We start from the raw sequence: 16,775 nt of genomic DNA, 5'->3' as shown, positions 1-16,775 counted from the left end.
TCTTAAACTCTAATCAAGCGATAGCCCCGCATAAATAACGCCTTTTGTAGGTCATTCAGTGGTAAAAAAGGATTGTCCAGGATATCGCCTAGCTGGTCTATCTGCTCATGGGTCATCACCAAAATATGCCCGCTTGCGGTTGGCTTGGTGTCCATTGCTGGCAAGGTGTTTTTATTGGCTGGGGTAGTATTCATTATTCATTAACCGCCTGTTGGTTGGCTTTGGCTTTATCCAGGTAAATAATATTATCAATCTTGCCTGCTCTTAAATCGTCTAAGTAGTTCGCCCAATCGATTAACATGGCTCTGCGCTGGTCTAACATATCCATACGGCTATACGCTCGCCCGTAACTGTTCATCATGCGGTGGCCTAGCTGTAACTCTGTGATTAATTCATCATAGCCTAGCCGTTCCATTAACATTGTCTTTGCACTGGCTCTGAACCCATGCGGGCTGTGTATGCCTTTATAGCCTTGTCCGTCATTCATGGTAGGGCTATTCAATACTTTATTAATTTCTTGGCGGTGCGTGTGTTTTTCCTGTTTTCGTCTAGTGTTATGAAAAACATATTCATAACCGCCTGTTTTAGCTTTCATACGTTCTAAAATGGCTATTGCCTGCGGTGCAAGTGGCGTTACTATATCAGTCATATCGTCACGGTTGCCTGCCTTTTGTGGTCTAAATTCCCATTGCTTAGTAAGTAGGTTTACATCACTCCACTTCATAGCGCAAATATCACCAACACGGGCAAGGGTTAAAGCCAATAATTGCAAAATCTCTTTTTGAAATAGTGGGCTATCGGCTAGGCTGTCAATGTCGTTTAATAACCTGCCATATTCTGCGGGCATGGTGATTGCTGGGTAATGCTTGGTTTTATGAGTTTTAATTGTTCCTTGTAGGTCGCTGGCTGGATTGTACTCAATAACCCCATTCGCTTTAGCTAACTGTAGAATTGCCTTTAATTCCCCTTTAATCCTTATCCCCCTATTTGTGCTAGTTTCTTGGATAGAATTAACAAATTTAATAACGTGACTAGGTTTAATATCAGTAATTCGCATATTGCTAAAATGCTTTCTTATAATCGCTAAATTTTTTTCAATCTTGGCGTATGTGCTAGGGCTTAATTCTTTTCTTTGCTGATTGGCCTGCCACTGATTGATAAAGTGTTCTAGTGTGTTTTGCCTGTCTATTATTTCCTTTTGCTTTTCATCTTGGCGGTGTTCTATAGGGTCAATGCCTTTTGCCAATATAGCAAGGTTGTCATTGTAGGCTTGGCGGGCTTGTTCTAGGGTAAAAGCTGGATATTGTCCTAGTGTGATTGTAGGGCGTTTACCTTTCAAAATAGGGTGGCTGTAGCGGTGTTTAAAAATTGCGGTCTTTTTGCCTGTATGCTTGCTGACTTCTACACCAAGAAATAAACCGCTATAACCTGCGATTGAATAAGGTGTTGTTTTGGTGGTTTCCTTAATCGCCTTATCTAGCTGGGTAACTGTCTTTAAACCTTGCATAGCCATAACTTTAACCTTTTAAATTCAATAGCCATTTAGTAGCCAATTTAATAGCCATTTAGTAGCCATAACAACAAACTATTCCATGCTATTTCATACAACAATATTAAATAAAAAACCCCTGTAATGCAATAATTACAAGGGTTTGCGGTTTTATTAAGTTTGTTAATGCGGTGCTAAGTTTTATCTAAATACCGTCTAATTTTAGACTGTTTTTTACCGATTTATAGCGTTAGCAAGGACATCGCTTCATGCCACCGCCATTACTCGGGTAGCGCGCATCGACGCAGTAGCGAAAAAAGGTCTTTTCATCCATCGGCTCTAGGTCAGGATGCTGCTCCTGCATATGGCTGACGTAAGTCGCATAATCAGGGACACCGACCATCAAACGAAAGCTTTGTTGCATCCGTTTGACCAGCGTGATTAGGCGGGTCATATTTTTTGGGCTAAAAATTACCTCCTTTTGCGCCTTCAAGGTCATTTTAATCAAGTTGGCGATTAACGCATTATTACTCATGTGACTCTCCTCCTATCTGCCCAGCATGGTTTTGGTGAAATCCAAGCAATTGCACAAATATAAGTGCAATCACTGTCAATTTTTCACTAATGCGGTGCAGAAATATTCAAGGGTTTTGGATCTTCATAAATCGCCTCACCTTCAACCACGGTAGGTTTATCACTTGCCAAGGCTTTTGTTAATGCGCGAATCGTACCGAAAATCATGACAATCATCACAATCATAAAGAAGCCACAAAGCACGGCATCCACATAGTTTGAGAATACGATGGTTTGCATCTCATCCAAGGTTTTGGCAGGTTTTAACACCTCACCTTTGGCAATCGCGGCACTGTATTTGTGCGCTTGTGCCAAGAAACCAATCGCTGGATTTTCATGGAAGATTTTTTGCCAACCTGCCGTCAAACAGGTAATCAATAAGAAGACCGTGGGTGCCACAGTGACCCAAGCATATTTTTGTTTTTTCATTTTAAATAAAACTGCAGTACCTAGGGTCAATGCCATCGCTGCCAAGATTTGGTTGCCGATGCCAAATAGTGGCCACAATGAGTTAATGCCCCCAAGCGGATCAATGACGCCTTGGTAGACAAAGAAGCCCCAAGCGGCTACTGCAATTAAAGTCGCAAGCAAATGCACGCCGAGATTGGTTGAATTACGCACCGACGGCACCACGATGCCGATGGTATCTTGTACCATAAAACGACAAGCACGCGTCCCTGCATCTACGGCAGTCAAAATAAACAAGGCTTCAAATAAAATCGCAAAATGATACCAAAACCCCATCATCGCCGTACTACCAAAGATAGACGATAGGATATGCGCCATACCAATCGCAAAGGTCGGCGCACCGCCTGTCCGTGAGATAATGGAGCTCTCACCCACTTGCTGCGCTAGCGTCGTAAGCGCCTCGGGGGTAATTACAAACCCCAATTTTTGGATAGCGGCTGCCGCTGTCTCTGGGGTTGTACCTAAAAGCGCTGCTGGGGCATTAATCGCAAAATACATACCAGGGTCAAGAATGGTGGCACAGATCATTGCCATGATACCAACCATCGACTCCATGAGCATACCACCATAACCAATGGCGCGAGTATCTACTTCATTGTCCACAAGTTTTGGGGTCGTACCACTCGATACCAAGGCGTGAAAACCAGAGATAGCACCACAAGCAATGGTAATAAACAAGAACGGAAATAACCCACCTTTGAATACCGGACCTGTACCATCGATAAATTTGGTAACCGCAGGCATTTTTAACTCTGGCATGGTAAAGACAATCGCCAGTGCCAAACCTACAATCACCCCTATTTTTAAAAAAGTAGATAAATAATCACGCGGCGCAAGCAGCAGCCACACAGGCAATACCGATGCCACCACACCATAAATCATCAAAGCCCAAGTCAGCTGGGTACCGGTCAAGGTAAACAATTCAGCCATCGCAGGGTCTTTGGCAATATCGCCACCAAATACAATCGCCGCCATCATCAACACAAAGCCGATGATAGACACTTCCATGATTTTACCTGGGCGTAAATAACGCATGTAGATGCCCATCAGTAGCGCGATAGGAATCGTTGCCGCGATGGTAAATAGCCCCCAAGGACTGTGTGCCAATGCTTTGACGACTACCAGTGCCAGTACTGCAAGAATGATGACCATCACGCCTAGCGCACCGAGCATCACCGTAATACCCGTAAAAGTACCCAGCTCGTCTTTTGCCATTTCACCCAGTGATTTGCCATCACGGCGGGTCGAGATAAATAGTACAGTAAAATCTTGTACCGCACCTGCAAATACCACACCAATGATGAGCCATAGCGTACCTGGCAAATAACCCATTTGTGCCGCTAAGATAGGACCGACTAATGGGCCTGCCCCAGCAATCGCAGCAAAGTGGTGACCAAATAAGACGTATTTATTGGTAGGCACATAATCTAAGCCATCTTTTAGGCGGTGAGCCGGTGTCACGCGGCGAGGATTGAGCTCAAAGACTTTTTTGGCGATAAATAAGCTATAGTAGCGATAAGCAATGCTATACGAACACACGGCAGCAGCAACAAGCCACACGGCATTGATACTTTCGCCGCGGTGAAGGGCAATTGTCCCTAATGCCACTGCGCCAATAATTGCAACAAGTAACCATACTATCTTTGATAGCATGGGGGAGTTACTTGTCATTGCGGAATTTGTCTGCATGTCAACTCCTTTTTATATGAAGATCATCCTAGGATAGAGATAAACGCAAGTATGTTAAAAAGCAATTGTGTTAAATGGAACTAAATCAACATGTAATTACGTTAAATAATCATTGCTAGTTTTTTGTAATATTTTGCAAATTGTAACATGGATTAATGGTTATTCGTCATTCAATGTATGACTGTTACCCAATATATACTAAATTTACTGGCTTTAGCCTGCGTCGTTGTTTGGTATAATGACCCAATCGGCTTAAATGCCTGTACATTTTAGCTTATATTTTTTGACCAGCTTTACAAACTTAATCGACCGAGTCACTGCCACGGCATTTATTTTTGCATTTTTTATGTCTTTTCTTATATTTTTTTATGCTTTTTTTAATGAAACATACCCTATGAAACCAACCCAAAATCATAAGCCCCAAATGTTTGACCCAACAGCCAAAATGCCTCCGGTTGATACTGCCAGTAATGCCGATGCCAATCTGCTACATCAGTCAACTGTAACACTTGAAGGCATGCCAAAGGTGAGCGAGTTGCAAAAACTGCAATCAGATAACCGTACAGCGCGTAAGCCTTTTCAGTGGCAGTTTTTGTTGCCGCAATATTGGGGGATTTGGCTTGGGGTCGCGCTGATTTTGCCATTGATTTATTTGCCGTTGCGCTATCAATTTAAAATCGGTCATTTTCTGGGAAAATTGTTATTTGGACTGATTAAAAGCCGCCGAGCCGATACTTTGACCAATTTGTCATTGGCGTTTCCAGAGCTTAGCGAAGATCAGCGTTTAGAGATGGCAGAGAAGATTTTTATCAATGCCGGTGTGGGTGTGTTTGAGAGTCTGTGTGCGTGGTATCGACCGGATGTATTTACCCGCTGCGTCACTGTATCAGGGCTGCAACATGTAAAAAACGCCCAATCGCAAGGTAAAGCGGTGATTTTACTCGGTATCCATTCGACTTTGCTCGATTTGGGTGGACGGCTGACCACCATGTTTACCCCGCTGGATGTGGTGTATCGACCGCAAAACAATGCGCTGCTTGATTGGTTCATTTTTAATGCTCGCTCAAAAGTTTATAGCGACCAAATCAGTCATCGCAATATGCGCCATTTTGCCAAAAACCTTAAAGATAATCATGTGGTATGGATCACCCCCGACCAAGATTTTGGGCTAAAACAAGGCGTGATGGCAGACTTTTTTGGGGTACCCGCTGCCACTTTGACTGCACCACGTCGTATGGCAAAACTGGGCAATAAAGCCAATCTGCCTGCCGTGATGATATTGCATTTCTATCGGGAAACCCCGGATGAGATGCCAAAAGGTCGCAAACCGCATTATCACATCATCTTCTCGCCTATTATTGACAACTACCCAACCGAAGATGAATTAGCGGATGCCAATCGCATCAATCAGCTATTAGAAAATTATATCCGTATCGACCCGACCCAATACATGTGGTTTCATCGGCGCTATAAAACCCAGCCTACTGGTATCCGCTATTACCGCTAATTTTGCTCATTTGGCTCATGGAGCTCAGCCAATTTTTGGCATGAATTTGTAGTCAAAACCCGCTATACTAACGGACAATTTTTTTGCCTATTTTGTACTTTTTTTGCTTTTGTTTGGAATTTTGAATATGAATGACAAAACAGCCGCGCCGCGCCGCATTTTAACAGGTATTACCACCAGTGGAATTCCCCATCTTGGCAACTATGTCGGTGCCATTCGCCCAGCCATACAATCGGCGATACAAGGCGCGAGTACGGGAGAAAGCGATGCTTATTTTTTCTTGGCGGATTTGCACGCACTCATCAAATGCCACGACCCTGAGGCGATTCATGCATCGACCAAGGCAATTGCCGCTACGTGGCTTGCCTGTGGTCTCGACCCTGAGCGCGTGGTGTTTTACCGCCAGTCGGATATTATCGAAATTCCAGAGCTAACTTGGGTACTCAACTGTAACTGTGCTAAAGGCTTAATGAACCGTGCGCATGCCTACAAAGCCGCCGTAGATGCTAACCGTGAAACGCCAGACACTGACCCTGATTATGGCATTTCGATGGGGTTATTTAGTTATCCTGTGCTAATGGCCGCGGATATTTTGATGTTCAATGCCACCCATGTCCCTGTGGGTAAAGACCAAATCCAGCATATCGAGATGGCACGTGATATAGCAGGTACCTTTAATTTTCGCTATTGTGACCCAGAAAAACCGATTTTTGTACTGCCCGAAGCCATGGTAGATGATGACACGCCGCTACTGACGGGGCTTGATGGTCGTAAAATGTCAAAAAGCTATGGCAATACCATTCCGTTGTTTGGCGACGACCCACAAATAGATGGTGAAAAAGCGCTGCGAAAAGCCATCATGCGTATTGTCACCAATTCACAGTTGCCAGAAGAACCCAAAAACCCCGATGAGTCCACGATTTTTGAGATTTATCGTGCATTCGCTAGCCCAGAAGAACAACAACTACTGCGTCAACGTTTTGAGCAAGGTATCGGTTGGGGCGATGCCAAAGAAATGTTGTTTGAAAAAATTAACAGCGAAATTGCCCCTTTCCGTGCTCGTTACAATGAATTGATGGCGAATCCAAAAGAATTGGAAGAAATCCTACAAATGGGCGCAGAAAAAGCCCGCCGTGATGCGCGAAAACGCCTAGAAAAAGTACGAAAAGCCATTGGTATCAAACCCCTTGCCAAACTCAAAAAATAACGAGTCACTCATGTCATTTGCCCACTTTAAAGCCTACACCGATAGGCTTTATCAAATCGATAAAGCCTTTGACGATGCGCAGCCCAACCGTCTCAACCGACATCGCCACCTTGAGCCTGATTCAGCCGAGTTTCTTGCCAGTCTGGTTATCAGTAAGCGGGCTAAAAATATGTTAGAAATTGGCACATCAACGGGCTACTCTACGCTATGGCTAGGCTATGCGTTAGCCCAAATCAATCGCGCCAATACCGCGGATACTGCCACATTGACATCGATTGATATCGATGAATGGCGATTACTAACTGCTCGCAATCACCTGCGCACCTTGAAGTTTGACCACAATATCACGCTACAACAAGTCGATGCCAAGGATTTTTTACGTCAGTCAACTGCCCATTTTGATGTGATTTTCTTGGACGCAGAGCGCAGGTTTTATGGCGACTATGTGGCTGACTTTAAGCGATTGTTGACCTTTGGCGATATGTTGATTGTCGATAATGTCATTTCTCATGCCGATGAAGTAGCAGCGTTTTTGTCAGCCTTTGAACAGGACAACAACTATCTGTGCGCTACCCTATCAATTGGGGCAGGATTGTTTGTGGCGGTTCGACAGTAGTGACCAATTTAGCCATTCGAATTTTTGAGACGCCTGTTCAAAGTCTGCCAGAAGACCTCTATATTCCGCCTGAAGCCTTTGCCATTTGGCTAGAGCAGTTTGAAGGTCCGCTGGATTTTTTGTTGTACTTAGTCAAAAAAAATAACTTTGATATCACCACCACAGCAATTTTGCCGATTACCGAGCAGTACCTGACTTATATTGAGGAATTGGATGACAATCATTTTGAGTTAGCAGGCGATTATTTGCTGATGGCAAGTACCTTAATTGCTATCAAAAGTGCATTGTTACTACCAAGTCCGCAACGGCTGGAGGATGAAAAAAACCCCACCAAGCAGCTGATTGACAGACTTGAACAATACGCCCAAATCAAACACGCCAGTCAGCGTATCGATGCGTTAATGCGGCTTGAGCGCGATGTATTTTTGGCATACGCCAGTTTGCCAAGCCCTGATATATTAGCCAAAGAGATTGCACCCTATCCTGCCACCATGCTTGCCGACAGTTTAATCAAAATGCAGCTAAAACCCGATTACCAAATGCACCATGTCAAAGCCGATATCGTGCCTTTGGCAGAGCGTATGGCAAGTATTAGCCGTATGTTGGCAAGCCGTGGTCAAGGCACTTTTCACGACATATTAGATAAATCACAAGGCAAACTGGGTGTGGTGGTGAGTTTTGTCGCTATTTTGGAATTAGCAAAACAGCGGATGCTAAAATTTGTCGCACAAGAGGATGACAACGCTTCCGATGTAAGCGAACTAACCTTGATATGGGCATCGTCATGACCGATTTTAACCAACAACATCAGCTTGCCCAGCAGCATAGCAAATCTATCGAAGCGATTTTACATGCCTCAGAAACCCCGATTACTGCCAAACAGCTATGTCACTGGCTATCGATTAATCCAAACCAACTGAGCATGGCGCTCACAGTCTTGCAGCAGCGTCTATCACAAGGCGCGTTAACCTTAGCGGATACCGCGAGCGGCTACCGATTGCAAATCGCCAATGACTTTAGCCCACTTATTCAGCAAGTTTTTCCCCAGCGTCAAGAAACCTTAAGCCAAGCGTTATTAGAGACGTTAAGTGTGATTGCTTACAAACAACCGGTGACGCGTGGCGATATTGAGCAAATTCGTGGCGTGACTGTATCAAGCAATATTTTACGGCAACTATTTGATAAAGGCTGGATTATTGAGCAAGGATTTCGCGATACGCTGGGACGTCCTGCACTACTGCATACCACGCCAGCGTTCTTAGCCGCCTTTGGGCTTAAAAGCTTGCAAGATTTGCCAAAGCTACCTGATGTGCAACAGCTTGAGATATAAAAAGCTGCCGACTGGGCAGCTTCTTAAAAACCCTGCCTCAACAACAACCTGCCTCAAGGCAAGCGGCGAGCAGGGGGGCCCCACTGGTTGACATTTGGCTTGGTATCTGTGCAATACCATACTAGCAGCATAATCCCGCCAATAATGGGGATAAAGGCAATGAGCATCCACCAGCCTGATTTATTAATGTCATGTAAACGGCGAACACCTACTGCGATATTTGGAATCACCAATGCCAAAGAAATAAGCCCCGCCACAATACCATCAGTACCCATCATATAATCGATGATTGCCGCACCCAGATACAACATGAACCACGCCAAATAAAAATACCAATATTCTTTACGTCTAGCACGCCCTTTAAAATTGGCATAATTGCTGAGACTTTTTTTAACCCAATCAAAAAAGCCATAATTTTCTTCAATCGCCCATGCTGGATTGACGGCATTCATGCCCGCTGCGTTAGTAACTTGACCATAGTTGGCAGTTGTAGGGTTGTCTGTATAGCCGTGGGGGATGGGAGGAATCGTGCTATCTATCGGTTTGTTCAGATTGACTGCATTGCCTGCGGCAAGACCGACAACTGCCACTGCATAACCCTGCGCATCGACACTAAATTCTACTTGTTGTCCTGCCGTCGGTGCTGTGGCTTGTTGCCATTGTTGGCTAGTAAATGGGTAATTTTTTCCGTCATCCCCCATGATGATACCTTGACCATGTTGCGGCGAAAAATTGGCTATTTGCCCTCTCATTGTTATTATTCCCTGTGCTGTTATTGATTTACTTATGTCGATGATTATAACGTAAAATAATTTTTACAATGTGACATTATTTATGTTCAATTTTTGATTAAAATACTGGTTAAAATTTAGCCACATGACTTTATACTAGCATTCAACCATCGCTTGTCCTACAATAGGCACAAGCATGAAGTTTCATGCTATCACAACATTGTGAAATGTTGCTACCTATTAAAGGATTATTGAATGAAAGACGAAAAACTGCAAAAAGCGCTCGCCCGTCTAGGCTTAGGTTCGCGCCGCCAAATGGAAGATGTGATTCGCGAAGGTCGCGTCAGTGTTAACGGGACTGTGGCTACCATTGGTGACCGTGTCGGACAGGGCGATGAAATCCGAGTCGATGGACGTTTGCTACGCTATACCGCAGAAAATGAAAAACGCCGCCGTATCTTGATGTATTACAAGCCAGAAGGCGAAATTTGCTCAGCCCATGACCCAGAAGGTCGTCCCACGGTGTTTGAGCGCCTGCCACCCCTAAATCATGACCGCTGGGTAATGGTGGGTCGGTTGGACATCAACTCAACAGGTTTATTGCTATTTACCAATGATGGCGAACTGGCTCACCGTCTGATGCACCCATCAAATGAAATAGAGCGCGAATATGCGGTGCGTGTGATGGGCGAAGTCACCCCTGAGATTATCTTAAATCTCAAACGTGGCGTCATGCTAGAAGATGGTATGGCACAGTTTGATGACATCGTTGAAAAAGGCGGTGAAGGTATCAACAAATGGTACCAAGTCAAACTCAAAGAAGGTCGCAATCGTGAAGTGCGCCGCTTATTTGAATCACAAGGCTTAAAAGTAAGCCGATTACTGCGTATCCGTTACGGCTCTGTCAGTCTCCCAAGGGAGCTTCGCACGGGTCGCTATCTTGAGCTAGATCGCCGTGAGATTGACACCTTAGCAGGGCTTGTCAACATTCGCCCGCGCCAAGGCACAGGGCTTTATGGCATTGCCAAACGCCGCCAAGAACGCTTTGAGAAAAAACCGCTAAAAGCGCGCCGCGGCGGTCATCACTTACGCCGCGATAAAGAAAAAAGAAGTAGCTAACCGCTATAAAACTTACAAAAAAGCAACTTACAAAAAAAGCGTATCAAATTGATACGCTTTTTTCATTTTAATGTACCAATGTTAATCTACCATCAACTACGTGCGATTTTTGACATAGCGATAAGTTGACGCAAATTGCTGGCTGACTTCATGAAACATCTCATTAAGCAATTCATCTAATTGCCGATTGACGCGAGCCAATACCTCAATGAGCATCTCGCCTGCGGTCATCTCCCCCTGAATTTTTTGATTGAGCTGACTGGGATGATATTTGGCAATTTGGTCATACTGGTGTACAGCTTCGGGAATCGTCTGCTCAATCAAGCGGTTGACCACAAACTTATTTTCAGTCAACCATTGGGTTTGCGGGTGGTCTGGTTGGTTGACTGACTGACTTTGGTCACGTTGCCACGCCTGATAACGAATGAGTTTATCATGGATTGTATCAAGCAGCATCACAGCAGCTGTTGGCATACGTTCAATTGACGCGCCATCAATACCCAAAATCGAAGGTGAAGATAATCGCAGTTGTTGAGTTTTTGCTTTGAACCATTTTTTATTGCTTGCATTTTTGCTAGCAGGTGGCATTAAGTTAAAACGGCTATCACTACCGAAGGTATTGGGAATTGGCATGTTTGATTGGTACGCCAAGCGCATGGTTTCTGGTTTTGCCGGCGATGCTGTGGGCGGCACAGAATATTGAGACATACCGACCTCAATACCTGCCATATCATGTAGTTTATACCAAGCCAGCCTTATCCATCGATACGCCAAAAAGCTTATCAACAAAATCAACACAGCCAGCAATATACCGAGCAAAATATTCATCTATACGCCCTAACAGCTTGTCTATCAATAACAGCCTGCCTATAAAAAGCAAATATAGCATTACTATGAATGCAACTGTTTAAAAATTCAAGCATGTTAGCGTTGGCTAAGCCTAAAAATTCATCGGTCAAAAAAAGTATTGCGCAAAACTTTTAGCTATTACTTACCCTAAATCGTCATGTTTACATGGTATGCCAATAGCGAAGTTTATTAATTTCAAATAAAAATGCCACGAACATACCAAGATAATACGCCAATTTAAGCTCAAAACTGTCATCCCGCAACTTAAAAGGTAATGCGCAAAGGGTGACGGCAAGCGGAATCCACAATAGCATAAACACCCAATTTTCGATGACATTGAGCCAGCCTTGCATTCCCTTGCTACTGCGTAAAGCCGCCAACCCTAACAGCAAGCAAGCAACTATCAGTGTGTTGATTAAGCCTTTTGGAAGATTGCTGGGATAAATCGATAATTCTTGCTTAGTATAATGTGGCAATGCCATTCAATAAATTCCTAAATAATTACTGAGGATTGGTGTTATGTATAGCGTCAATGTCTAGCATCAATTTGTGGCGTTAATCTCAATGTCTTGATGGGTACCGACTCACCGAGCGAACCGTTACGAATATGCCGCCATCATCCATAGCATCGCCACACAGCTAAATAACAAACCCAAGGTTAACGCATTGCGATTTTGAATCGGTGCACGCCCTGAGTAGCGATTTAACACCTTTGAGCCCACGACAAAAGCCAGTGGAATACCTAGCCAAAAAATCGCAATGGTACTCACCAGTGAGGGCAGCATTGATGATAAACTATCGCCAAACATCAACCTAAACCCAAAACCTGCCAACCCTAGCAACACCGCAAATATTGCCAGCCCAATTGTCAGACCTTTGGGTACTAAAGACGGGGATTGAACGTCCATACCAATTTCCTTGTGTATCATTGCTTGTGTAGCATTTACGCTGGCAAGCGACCGACCAAAGCCAGTTCGGCACGCATCGCATCAATCGCTTGGCGATAATCAGGTTGATTAAATATCGCTGAACCTGCGACAAACATATCAGCCCCTGCTTCGGCAACCGCACGAATATTACTGGCTTTGATACCGCCATCGACTTCAAGACGAATATTGCGACCCGATAGCCTAATCATTTCGCGCACCGCTTCTATTTTTTTGAGGGTGCCATCAATAAATGCTTGCCCACCAAACCCTGGGTTAACACTCATCAATAAAATCTGGTCAACTTTATCCATCACATAGTCTAGATAGTGTATCGGCGTGGCAGGATTCAGCACCAATCCACAGTCAGCACCCCCATCTTTAATGAGTTGTAAAGAGCGATCGACATGTTGCGTGGCTTCTGGGTGAAAGGTAATGATGCTGGCGCCCGCTTTTAAGAACTGCTCAATCATACTATCAACCGGTGACACCATCAAATGCACATCTATCGGCGCAGTTACCCCATAATCACGCAGCGCCTGACAAATCATGCTACCAAAGGTCAAATTTGGGACATAATGATTGTCCATCACGTCAAAATGCACCACATCCGCACCTGCGGCAATAACCTTCTCGACCTCCTCGCCCAGACGGGCAAAATCTGCCGACAAAATCGAAGGCGCAATCAAAAATTGGCTATCATTATTTGGATGGGCAAATTTATTAGGGGCTTGTTTAGGTGAGTCTTCAAGAATTTCAGACTGGTTCATCGTCATTGTCCGTCAGCTTTGATTAAAAAGTGCGGATATTTTAGCAAAGATTATTTTAAAAAACTTAGACTATTTGGTGACTATTATTTGGTAGCTATTATTTGGTGACTATAACTATTGACAGCGATTATTTGCTGTCCGTGAAAATAAATCTGCCATAAGCCTTGCAGAATTTGCATTTAAGTAGTCAAAACAAGCAAAAAACAAGGTAGCTAGACTATGCTAAATTAGGCTAGATTATGATTGATAAGTACCAAAAAAGATAAAACCCAAGTCTTAGGGCAATAGACTTGGGTTTTAGGGCACTTCATGTCAACTATGTTATTATTATTGGCTTTCCATGATATTACTCATCCTGAGCGTCTCAACACTACCATTCCTTGGTATCATCCTTGTGTTGATGAGTTCATTGTAGGTTGTTGCACGGTTGGTTACTAGCCGCAAAAGGCGGAATCTGTTGTAAGTAAATGCTTACATGGGGTTTTAACTTGCCCGCTGCTAGCTTTCTAATGCGCCTTTCAATAATTTGCTAGCATCACTAGCGCTATCAGTCTGAGCTTCCGATAGTTTTTCGCCTTCTTTGACCCCTTCTTTGATGGTTTCTTTCGCCTCTTGGTGATCGGCGATGCTTGGCAAAGGTTCAGGCTGCTCATCCATGACTTCAGGTTCATATTGTAAAGTAGTGAGCACGGGGAAATGGTCGGAGCCAATGTTCGGCATACGCGCCATTGATACCAGCGTGAAGTGATTGCTGTGGAAAACATGGTCAAGCGCCCAGCGCAAAAATGGGTAACTGGCATGAAAGGTATTGATGAATTTTCGCCCAATGCGGGGGTCTAGTAGTCCTGAAATACGCTGAAACATACGCGTGGTATGCGACCAAGCCACATCGTTAAGATCACCTGCAACAATCACCGTCAAGTCGTTGGCGTTGATATGTTTGCCTACCATTAATAGCTCAGCATCCCGTGTCACCGATTTATCGGCTTCGGTTGGACTCGGTGGCATGGGGTGCAAGCAGTATAGCCAAACAACCTTTCCCATGGCTAGGCGAACTTGGGTATGAATCGATGGGATATCATCAACCACCAGATATTTTACTTGGGGATTGATAAGCTCAAGCTTTGAGTACAAATGCATACCATATAAGTTATCGAGTGGCACTTTGACGTTAAATGGATAGTCAGCTTCGATTGGGCTTAAGGCGTCTTGCCACACTTGGTCAGTTTCGAGCGTCAATACAATATCGGGTTGATGGGTATGGATAAGGTCAATCAAAGCTTGTTTATTTGGATTGGTCGTCAACACATTGGCAACCAATAATTTCACTTGATAATCGCGTGATTTTGGCTTTGCCGTTTGCACTTGTTTCTTCCACAAAAACGTATAAGGCAACACCATGTACGCTTGCATAGCCAGCGCAATAAGCAGCAGTAAAATCAATCCCATCTGCCAACGACTGTCAAAAGCGCCCAGCCAAAGTAAGCCAATGAGCGCCACCACCCCCAAAAAAATCCATTGATTTCTGGGAAAATCAGCAACCCTAAACCACCATTCAAACCTAGGGATGGTTGCCCAAAAAGTTGCAAAAACCACAAAACCTGCTAGCAAATGTAACAACAGCGTCATTGTCTATCCTTTCATGTTATATTGCGGTTCATGTTGTTCAATATTAGCTTGTTATCATTAGCTTGTTATCATTAGTATGGCGATATAGTAGCCACAAAAATATGGCTGATAAATTGCAGTTGTGTTGCCAAACGCTATTTTTCACCCTGACATCGCTATCAGCCTACCATCTATAGCTAACTACCATCTATAGCTAAATAGATGCCCCATCTAAAAAAAAATTCACTTGCAAAACCTTACAAATACAGGCAAGGTAGCAGGTTACTAATTGAAAAATCAATGTGGATTTTCTGCACTATTTATTTTATTTTGTTTACAGTAAGGAAGGGTTATCATGAGTCAGCTACGCGTAGGTTTGGTCGGATGGCGTGGAATGGTCGGTTCGGTATTAATTCAACGTATGATAGATGAAAACGACTTTGAAGGGATTACCCCCGTGTTTTTCTCTACCAGTAATGCCGGTGGCGATGCCCCTACCCCAAATGGCATTGCCCCTAGCAAGCTTGAAGATGCGCATGACTTAGCGGCTTTAGCGGCTTGTGATGCCATTATTACCTGTCAAGGCGGTGACTATACTAAAGAAGTCCATCAGCCGCTACGTGATAAAGGCTGGACCGGTTATTGGATTGATGCAGCAAGCACCCTGCGTATGACTGAAAATAGCATCATCGTCCTAGACCCGGTCAACCGCAATGTCATTGATGACGCTATCAAAAATGGTCAAAAAGACTTTATCGGTGGTAACTGTACGGTATCCTTGATGTTGATGGCGATTGGTGAGCTGTTCAAACGTGATTGGGTTGAATGGGTATCTGCGATGACTTACCAAGCGGCAAGTGGTGCGGGCGCCAACAACATGCGTGAGCTTATCAAAGGCATGGGCTACATCCATGATGGCGTCGCAGACGAACTCAATAACCCCGCAGGCGCAATTTTAGAGATTGACCGTAAAGTAGCCGAATTACAACGTAGCAGTGAGTTCCCAAAACAATACTTTGGTGCGCCGCTTGCTGGTAGCTTAATTCCTTACATTGATGTACAACTAGAAAACGGGCAATCAAAAGAAGAATGGAAAGGCTGTGTTGAAACCAACAAAATCTTAGGCAATGATGCAGACAAGACTAATGCCAACATTGTGCCGATTGATGGTATCTGCGTGCGTATCGGTGCTATGCGTTGTCACTCACAAGGCTTGACCATCAAACTAAAAAAAGACATCCCTCTAGAAGAAATTGAAGCTGCGCTTCGTAACAGTGGCAATGAGTGGCTAGATGTGGTAGAAAATGACAAATCTGCGTCGGTTGAGCGTTTAACCCCTGTGGCGGTCACTGGCACCCTTAAAGTTGCCGTAGGTCGTCTTCGTAAGATGAATCTAGGTGGCGAATATTTATCCGCCTTTACCGTGGGCGATCAGTTGTTATGGGGCGCGGCAGAGCCATTACGCCGCACACTTGCGATTATCCGCAATCAATTATAAACCCAAGGTTTTATAAAAAAACACGCTGACTAGGGCGTGTTTTTTTATGCTTCAATGGCTAAACCTGATAATGTTAATGCGTTATTTACCCCTAAAAAACGCCATGACCAGTAAACAGGGATTGGCGTTATCAGGGTATTATCAGGGTATTGTCAGGGTATTGATAGTACAGCGTCATTATCCAAGCATCAATCCACGCTCAAATTGCTATCAACAGCGGGCTTTATGCCAATAATAAGCGAGCCAGACTATTGAGAGTTTTGGACAAAAAGTGTAAAGTTGAGCAGATAATTTGACTGAAACTTTTGTCAAGTTGTTGGACTATCGATTAATTTGATATTTGAATATTGCCTGTCGGTATATTGACTACCGTGCGACCACACAAGTAGGCATTT

At 44.1% G+C, this 16,775-nt stretch carries 17 protein-coding genes; 7 read left to right on the top strand and 10 right to left on the bottom strand.

Annotated elements, in window-relative coordinates:
• Nucleotides 1–2 precede the first annotated feature (2 nt).
• The 4 genes from RTP55_RS03925 to RTP55_RS03910 all read right to left on the bottom strand — a co-directional run bounded on the left by RTP55_RS03925 (nucleotide 3) and on the right by RTP55_RS03910 (nucleotide 4,201).
• A complete protein-coding gene (locus RTP55_RS03925; RefSeq protein ID WP_312384357.1) occupies nucleotides 3–194 on the bottom strand; it encodes a hypothetical protein in 192 nt (63 codons plus the stop codon).
• The gene (locus RTP55_RS03920; protein ID WP_312384354.1) at nucleotides 194–1,513 is read right to left on the bottom strand and encodes a tyrosine-type recombinase/integrase; all 1,320 of its coding nucleotides are present in this window, start codon (nucleotides 1,511–1,513) and stop codon (nucleotides 194–196) included. Before RTP55_RS03920 ends, RTP55_RS03925 begins: the two co-directional genes overlap by 1 nt.
• A 226-nt stretch (nucleotides 1,514–1,739) precedes the next feature.
• Nucleotides 1,740–2,024, bottom strand: a complete 285-nt coding sequence (locus RTP55_RS03915; RefSeq protein WP_007115971.1) for a YbdD/YjiX family protein — start codon at nucleotides 2,022–2,024, stop codon at nucleotides 1,740–1,742.
• Between the two features lie 86 nt (nucleotides 2,025–2,110).
• Nucleotides 2,111–4,201 (bottom strand): carbon starvation CstA family protein, encoded by a 2,091-nt coding sequence (locus RTP55_RS03910; protein ID WP_409418413.1) that lies wholly within the window; start codon nucleotides 4,199–4,201, stop codon nucleotides 2,111–2,113.
• A gap of 535 nt (nucleotides 4,202–4,736) precedes the next feature.
• On the opposite strand from RTP55_RS03910, the gene RTP55_RS03905 reads away from it, so the two are divergent.
• The 5 genes from RTP55_RS03905 to scpB all read left to right on the top strand — a co-directional run bounded on the left by RTP55_RS03905 (nucleotide 4,737) and on the right by scpB (nucleotide 8,879).
• The gene (locus RTP55_RS03905; RefSeq protein WP_312384592.1) at nucleotides 4,737–5,726 is read left to right on the top strand and encodes an LpxL/LpxP family acyltransferase; all 990 of its coding nucleotides are present in this window, start codon (nucleotides 4,737–4,739) and stop codon (nucleotides 5,724–5,726) included.
• A 127-nt stretch (nucleotides 5,727–5,853) separates the two neighbouring features.
• Complete coding sequence (gene trpS, locus RTP55_RS03900; protein ID WP_312384350.1) at nucleotides 5,854–6,933, top strand: tryptophan--tRNA ligase; 1,080 nt, start codon at nucleotides 5,854–5,856, stop codon at nucleotides 6,931–6,933.
• A gap of 10 nt (nucleotides 6,934–6,943) precedes the next feature.
• On the top strand, nucleotides 6,944–7,549 hold the full coding sequence (locus RTP55_RS03895) for an O-methyltransferase (RefSeq protein ID WP_219330965.1): 606 nt from the start codon (nucleotides 6,944–6,946) through the stop codon (nucleotides 7,547–7,549).
• Nucleotides 7,549–8,337, top strand: coding sequence for a segregation and condensation protein A (locus RTP55_RS03890; RefSeq protein ID WP_312384348.1), 789 nt, complete (start codon nucleotides 7,549–7,551; stop codon nucleotides 8,335–8,337). The genes RTP55_RS03895 and RTP55_RS03890 overlap by 1 nt, the downstream gene beginning before the upstream one ends.
• Complete coding sequence (gene scpB, locus RTP55_RS03885; RefSeq protein ID WP_062334329.1) at nucleotides 8,334–8,879, top strand: SMC-Scp complex subunit ScpB; 546 nt, start codon at nucleotides 8,334–8,336, stop codon at nucleotides 8,877–8,879. Before RTP55_RS03890 ends, scpB begins: the two co-directional genes overlap by 4 nt.
• Nucleotides 8,880–8,932: 53 nt before the next feature.
• Here scpB and RTP55_RS03880 read toward each other — a convergent pair whose 3' ends face one another.
• On the bottom strand, nucleotides 8,933–9,631 hold the full coding sequence (locus RTP55_RS03880) for a DUF805 domain-containing protein (protein ID WP_312384346.1): 699 nt from the start codon (nucleotides 9,629–9,631) through the stop codon (nucleotides 8,933–8,935).
• A 234-nt stretch (nucleotides 9,632–9,865) separates the two neighbouring features.
• Here RTP55_RS03880 and rluB point away from each other — a divergent pair, with 234 nt between their 5' ends.
• The gene (gene rluB, locus RTP55_RS03875) at nucleotides 9,866–10,729 is read left to right on the top strand and encodes a 23S rRNA pseudouridine(2605) synthase RluB (RefSeq protein WP_036591148.1); all 864 of its coding nucleotides are present in this window, start codon (nucleotides 9,866–9,868) and stop codon (nucleotides 10,727–10,729) included.
• 96 nt (nucleotides 10,730–10,825) lie between these two features.
• On the opposite strand, the gene RTP55_RS03870 is transcribed toward rluB, so the two are convergent.
• The 5 genes from RTP55_RS03870 to RTP55_RS03850 all read right to left on the bottom strand — a co-directional run bounded on the left by RTP55_RS03870 (nucleotide 10,826) and on the right by RTP55_RS03850 (nucleotide 14,903).
• Nucleotides 10,826–11,557 (bottom strand): hypothetical protein, encoded by a 732-nt coding sequence (locus tag RTP55_RS03870; RefSeq protein WP_312384344.1) that lies wholly within the window; start codon nucleotides 11,555–11,557, stop codon nucleotides 10,826–10,828.
• Nucleotides 11,558–11,739: 182 nt separating this feature from the next.
• Nucleotides 11,740–12,060 (bottom strand): hypothetical protein, encoded by a 321-nt coding sequence (locus RTP55_RS03865; RefSeq protein WP_007115494.1) that lies wholly within the window; start codon nucleotides 12,058–12,060, stop codon nucleotides 11,740–11,742.
• A gap of 117 nt (nucleotides 12,061–12,177) precedes the next feature.
• Complete coding sequence (locus tag RTP55_RS03860; protein WP_188875439.1) at nucleotides 12,178–12,486, bottom strand: hypothetical protein; 309 nt, start codon at nucleotides 12,484–12,486, stop codon at nucleotides 12,178–12,180.
• 35 nt (nucleotides 12,487–12,521) lie between these two features.
• A complete protein-coding gene (gene rpe, locus RTP55_RS03855; protein ID WP_312384342.1) occupies nucleotides 12,522–13,274 on the bottom strand; it encodes a ribulose-phosphate 3-epimerase in 753 nt (250 codons plus the stop codon).
• 498 nt (nucleotides 13,275–13,772) lie between these two features.
• Nucleotides 13,773–14,903: an endonuclease/exonuclease/phosphatase family protein gene (locus RTP55_RS03850; RefSeq protein WP_312384340.1), complete on the bottom strand. Its 1,131-nt coding sequence runs from the start codon at nucleotides 14,901–14,903 to the stop codon at nucleotides 13,773–13,775.
• A gap of 334 nt (nucleotides 14,904–15,237) precedes the next feature.
• On the opposite strand from RTP55_RS03850, the gene asd reads away from it, so the two are divergent.
• Nucleotides 15,238–16,380, top strand: coding sequence for an aspartate-semialdehyde dehydrogenase (gene asd, locus RTP55_RS03845; protein ID WP_312384337.1), 1,143 nt, complete (start codon nucleotides 15,238–15,240; stop codon nucleotides 16,378–16,380).
• Nucleotides 16,381–16,775: the final 395 nt, after the last annotated feature.

Origin of the sequence: Moraxella sp. CTOTU47579 (assembly GCF_032004885.1) — a bacterium.
Taxonomy (GTDB): domain Bacteria; phylum Pseudomonadota; class Gammaproteobacteria; order Pseudomonadales; family Moraxellaceae; genus Faucicola; species Faucicola tetraodonis.
The sequence above is the reverse complement of the archived record's forward strand: the minus strand, read 5'-3'. Positions and strand labels throughout refer to the sequence as shown.